We start from the raw sequence: 5,047 nt of genomic DNA, 5'->3' as shown, positions 1-5,047 counted from the left end.
TATATGGATTGACGATATGTTAACTCTGAAGCAGGATGTGCCCATGACAAGGGACGTTTAAGAGAGGAGCCGCGATGAGGTGAAAGTCTCACGTCCGGTTCTGAAGACGAGTCGGGTAGGGTAACTTGCCTGGCTTAGTTTAACAAACGAGTTGAAACTCACAGAAAATGGTTATTGAATCCTCCAGAAAAAAAGCCAGTACCTCAAGATTTTGGATTGAATGAAAATAGCTATCGACCTTTAACAAAATCTGAAGTTAATGCTTTTATGGAATTCCTTTATATGTTGGTTAGAGACTGCATAGAATTTTTAGATCCTGTGCAACAACTGCGGGATTTACTGTTAGAAAAAATTGATTATAAAGGCATTCTCAAACAGCATCCAATTTCTGAAGAGTTATTACCGAAAGTTCAAGAATATACAAGGGCAAAAAATGATTTTATTCAGTTGTTGCATTTGACTCAAGCTTACCGACAAGCTTTGAGTCAATGGGAGGCTTATTGTAGTTGGAATAAAGGCAGGAATTTGCAAAGGAAGGAGTTAGAAACAAAGTGCGGATATGATGCAAAGCACATGAGTCATTGTATTCGGTTGTTAAGAATGGGAATTGAAATTTTGCGGGATGGAGTTTTGTATGTAAATCGAAAAAAAGTTGGGGATGCTGAATATTTGTTATCTATTAGAAATGGGGATGTTGCTTATGAAGAAGTGAAAAATTTAGCTGACGATCTATTTGCAGAAATTAAGGAGATTAAAACAGAATTGCCAGAAAAAGTTGATCGGGAATTTTTGAATCAAGTTTGTGTGGAATTGGTGGAAATGGCGGGAGTTTGTTAATAGGAATATCTAAACCCCCAACCCCCGTATCTGTTAGGTAAGGCGGAGTTTTTTGTGTCTTTTATATAGGGATAGGGGTTGGGGATGGGTTAGATAAAAATGCTTTTTATGGGAATTTGTTAGATTGAAAATTGCAAGAGGGAGATATTTTTTGATTGATTAGTAATCATAAAATATCCGTAGGGGTGAAACTTCGAGAAAGGATAAAATACGAGAGTAAAAATATGTATGTTAAAGAGTGATGGTAATGTATGTGATAGGAAAAACCGATAAAATTTTCATCTAATATATCTTAGAGCTATTACGTAAAAAAATTAAAAGGTTATAAATGAAGTTATCAAGTCGATTGACTTTAGGGGTTGTTAAATAGTCAAGCTAATTATGCAATAGATAACTTTTTTTATCTAACATCCCCTAATAATTCCAATATTTATGAAATAGGTGGTGATGGTATTAATAATAATTTGTCTCATCCCGAAAAATTAAATCAAGTCGTTACCCCAAAAAAAGTTAAAGAAACCGATCTAAATCCTCAATTTAAATCCCCTATTCAAGATTTAACTCTGACACCTCAAGTGATTAATTTTTATGGTAGACACTCCGAACTGAAAACCCTGGATGACTGGATATTTAATCAAAATACTCGTCTAATTTCCGTTTTAGGAATAAGTGGAATTGGTAAAACAACCCTAGTTAAAAAGTTTATCGATCGCCACCTACAAAAATTTGAATTAATCATCTGGAAAAGTTTAAAATACCCAAAATATTTACTCTTACTTCTGAATGATTTTTTGCAAGTTTGCCAACAAGAAGCTAAAGAAATAATTGATGAGAAGTTAAAACAATTATTCGCTCTGCTGACTGAGAAAAAATGCTTAATTATTCTAGATGATGTGCAAAATATATTTATCAGTGGTGAATTTGCCGAACAATATCAAACTAAATATCAAGATTATCAGAACTTTTTTCAAATGATGACATAAGTTGAACATCAAAGCAGTCTAATTTTAATTAGTCAAGAGCAATGTGCAGAAATGGAATGTTTAGACCAAGATTTATCTCCAATTAAATGTTTAGAATTATCAGGTTTAGATGAAGTGGCAATTCTCAAAGGTGCAGGATTAAAATACGAAGCAAGTTGGTTAAAGTTAATCAATTTATATGAAGGTAATCCAGTTTACTTAAAAAGCATTGCTGCTTTAATCAAAAATATTTTTGATGGTGGTGTAGCTGATTTTTTAGCTGAAAATAGTTTATTCATTACTCAAGATATACAAGGTATTCTCAAACAGTTATTTCACAAATTATCACCATTAGAAAAACAACTTGTTTTAGAATTGAGTAAATTTGACCAACCTGTAACCAGAGAAGATTTAATTACAACTTTAGATTGGTCATCAATGGATTTAATTAATAGCTTGCAATCTTTACAACAAAGGTATTTACTCAAGAAAATCCACAATGGAAAAGTTCAGTTTAATTTGTCTCTAATTTTTCAAGAATATGTGATAAATTATTGTCAAAATTAAACTGATTTGAATCAGGTATTATTTAGCTGAAAAAGATTGGGTAATATTAACCAATTACGAATTATCGGTTAATATCAAGATAGTTCATTATGTTTTAGCTAGTTTTAAAAGATTTTGAGAGTTATTAGGAATAATTAATGATGAAACTCGAAGACTATTTTAATTTTTTGGCTCCCCTTGATATTCGACTGAAAGGAACCAGGATTGGAATTGAAACTATCCTTTATGATTTTATTTATAAGTCTAAAACTCCTGAAGAAATTTTCCAAACTTATCCGTCTTTAACTTTGGAACAGGTTTATGCCACAATTTTGTATTATTTACACTATCAAGAATCAGTAAATCAATATATAACTGATTGGTTGGAATGGGGTAGAAAAATGCGAGATGAACAACGTAAAAATCCTTCTCCTGCTGTACAGAGATTGATGAAAATTAAAGCTGAACAAGTTGCAGAATCTAACTTGATTCAGAAGTCAGAAGTTAAATTTTTGCTGTAAAACCTCGACTTTTTATAATACTAAATCAGTGTAAAATTCTTGATTAGAAGTGATTTATAAAGGAAAAAATGAGATGGTTTAGGTATGATAAAACTACTTTTAATAATTAATAATTAATAATTAATAATTAACAATTAACAGTTAATAGTTACCTCTTCTGATCAAGAAGAGGATTGATTTAAAAATATTTTTTTTCTTTTTTATACATGAATGGAGAGGCTTTATACCTTAATTTTTGGGTAATTTTAAGGTATAAAAAAAGTAATGATTTAGCTCTTAGCTTTTTTTAATGAATGAAGCAAGCATTAGTTTAACTTCTACTACATTTTTAACCAGATAATTGAAATAAAAAAATGACGAATTTTAGTTTTCAAGTTATACAATTTTGTGGCTGAAAATGTAGATTTATCTTAGAAACTGATAGCTTTTTTGCTGCACGACATGAAAAATGTTTGCGAAGCATTCCGTAGAAAAGTTCCTCTGAAAGAGGATAGCTGACTGCTAAATGTTTACGAAATATGGTCAACCATAGAACCTCAAATACCTAATCTTTGATAGACATCATCTAAATGTTTTAAATGGTGTTTCGGATCAAAACAAGCTGCAATTTCTGCCTCAGATAACTGACTTTTAATCTGTTCATCTTTGCCGATTAAATCTTGAAAATTACCATTTGGTTGATTCCACGCTTGATGAGCGCAAGACTGAACAATTTTATAAGCATCTTCTCGGATCATGCCTTTTTCTACTAAAGCTAAAAGCACTTGTTGGCTAAAAATTACTCCTCCATAAACATTCATATTTCGCTTCATGTTTTCTGGATATACTAATAATTTCTTGACTAATTCAGTGGTTTCTTTAAGCATAAAATGAGTCAAAATACAAGCGTCTGGTAAAATAACTCTTTCTACTGAACTATGAGAAATATCTCGTTCGTGCCAAAGGGCAACATTTTCCAAAGCAGCAACAGCATGACCACGAACAATTCTTGCCATTCCTGTTAACCTTTCCGAACGGATGGGATTACGTTTGTGAGGCATCGCACTAGAACCCTTTTGACCTTGAGAAAAATATTCCTCAACCTCCAAAACATCGGTCCGTTGCAGGTTACGAATTTCCACCGCAAAACGTTCAATAGAAGCAGTCAATAAGGCAAGAATTTGTACATACTCAGCATGGCGATCGCGAGAAATTACCTGAGTTGAAGCTGTATCTGGTTTAAGTTCCAGTTTTTGGCAAGCGATCGCCTCAACTCTGGGGTCAATATTTGCATAAGTTCCTACTGCTCCAGAAATTTTACCTACAGCAATATTCTGACGTAGTTGCACTAATCTCTGGCGATGACGACAAACCTCTGCTAACCATCCTGCCAATTTAAAACCAAAGGTTATCGGTTCCGCATGAATACCGTGGGAACGCCCTACCATAAAAGTTTCCCGATGTTCTTGTGCTTGATACCGAATAGCTTGTCCTAATTCTTCCATACAAGACAACAACACATCCAGACTCCCAACCATTTGCAATGCCAGGGCAGTATCCAAAACATCAGAACTTGTTAAACCAAGGTGAATATATCGTCCAACATCCCCAACATATTCATTAACATTTGTCAAGAAGGCAATCATATCATGGCGGACTTCTGCCTCAATTTCCAAGACCCGCTCCCGGTCGAAATTCGCCTTAGCCTTAATTTCTGTTACTGCCTCAGCAGGTATATAACCAAGTTCTGCCTGAGCTTCACAGACAGCTATTTCCACTTGTAGCCAAGTTTTCAGCTTGGCATTATCAGTCCAAAGTTCACCCATTTCGGGCAAGGTGTAACGTTCTATCATACTCTATCTATAACTAACTATAACTAAAACAGCGGTTACCGAAAAATTGGGTTTAAAGCCTCGCCCTTTTAGGGCGAATTTCTATACTATGCTATAATGAGATTGGTTATGTACCCGCCTTGTCTCATAAATACTTTAGAAAACAATATTAGGTTGAAACTCCTTCAGTTGAGAGCAGAACAAGGGAAGCTTATCTGTCAATGAGCAGCTTAAACTTGAAGGCACCTTTGAAAAACCTAGCCAATCCTAGACATTTTTAGGAATTGTCTCTCAAAGGTTGCAGATTAAGTCTTAATTGACTACGTTGGCAGGTCACGACCACAATATGTGAACTCCAGCATATATGCTG

At 33.9% G+C, this 5,047-nt stretch carries 5 protein-coding genes; 4 read left to right on the top strand and 1 reads right to left on the bottom strand.

Annotated elements, in window-relative coordinates; genetic code table 11:
* Positions 1 to 174 precede the first annotated feature (174 nt).
* The 4 genes from F6K40_RS38680 to F6K40_RS38665 all read left to right on the top strand — a co-directional run bounded on the left by F6K40_RS38680 (position 175) and on the right by F6K40_RS38665 (position 2,866).
* Positions 175 to 837 carry a hypothetical protein gene (locus F6K40_RS38680; RefSeq protein ID WP_293145139.1) on the top strand — a complete coding sequence of 221 codons (663 nt, stop codon included), beginning with the start codon at positions 175 to 177 and terminating at the stop codon, positions 835 to 837.
* A gap of 359 nt (positions 838 to 1,196) precedes the next feature.
* A complete protein-coding gene (locus F6K40_RS38675; RefSeq protein WP_293145136.1) occupies positions 1,197 to 1,820 on the top strand; it encodes an NB-ARC domain-containing protein in 624 nt (207 codons plus the stop codon).
* 51 nt (positions 1,821 to 1,871) lie between these two features.
* Positions 1,872 to 2,366 (top strand): hypothetical protein, encoded by a 495-nt coding sequence (locus F6K40_RS38670; RefSeq protein ID WP_293145133.1) that lies wholly within the window; start codon positions 1,872 to 1,874, stop codon positions 2,364 to 2,366.
* Between the two features lie 137 nt (positions 2,367 to 2,503).
* Positions 2,504 to 2,866 (top strand): DUF433 domain-containing protein, encoded by a 363-nt coding sequence (locus F6K40_RS38665; RefSeq protein WP_483143793.1) that lies wholly within the window; start codon positions 2,504 to 2,506, stop codon positions 2,864 to 2,866.
* A 536-nt stretch (positions 2,867 to 3,402) separates the two neighbouring features.
* Here the strand turns inward: F6K40_RS38665 and purB are convergent.
* A complete protein-coding gene (gene purB, locus F6K40_RS38660; RefSeq protein ID WP_293145130.1) occupies positions 3,403 to 4,698 on the bottom strand; it encodes an adenylosuccinate lyase in 1,296 nt (431 codons plus the stop codon).
* Positions 4,699 to 5,047 lie beyond the last annotated feature (349 nt).

The organism is Okeania sp. SIO3I5, from assembly GCF_010672085.1.
In the GTDB taxonomy this organism is placed as follows: domain Bacteria; phylum Cyanobacteriota; class Cyanobacteriia; order Cyanobacteriales; family Microcoleaceae; genus Trichodesmium.
This window is presented reverse-complemented; position numbering and strand designations above follow the sequence as displayed.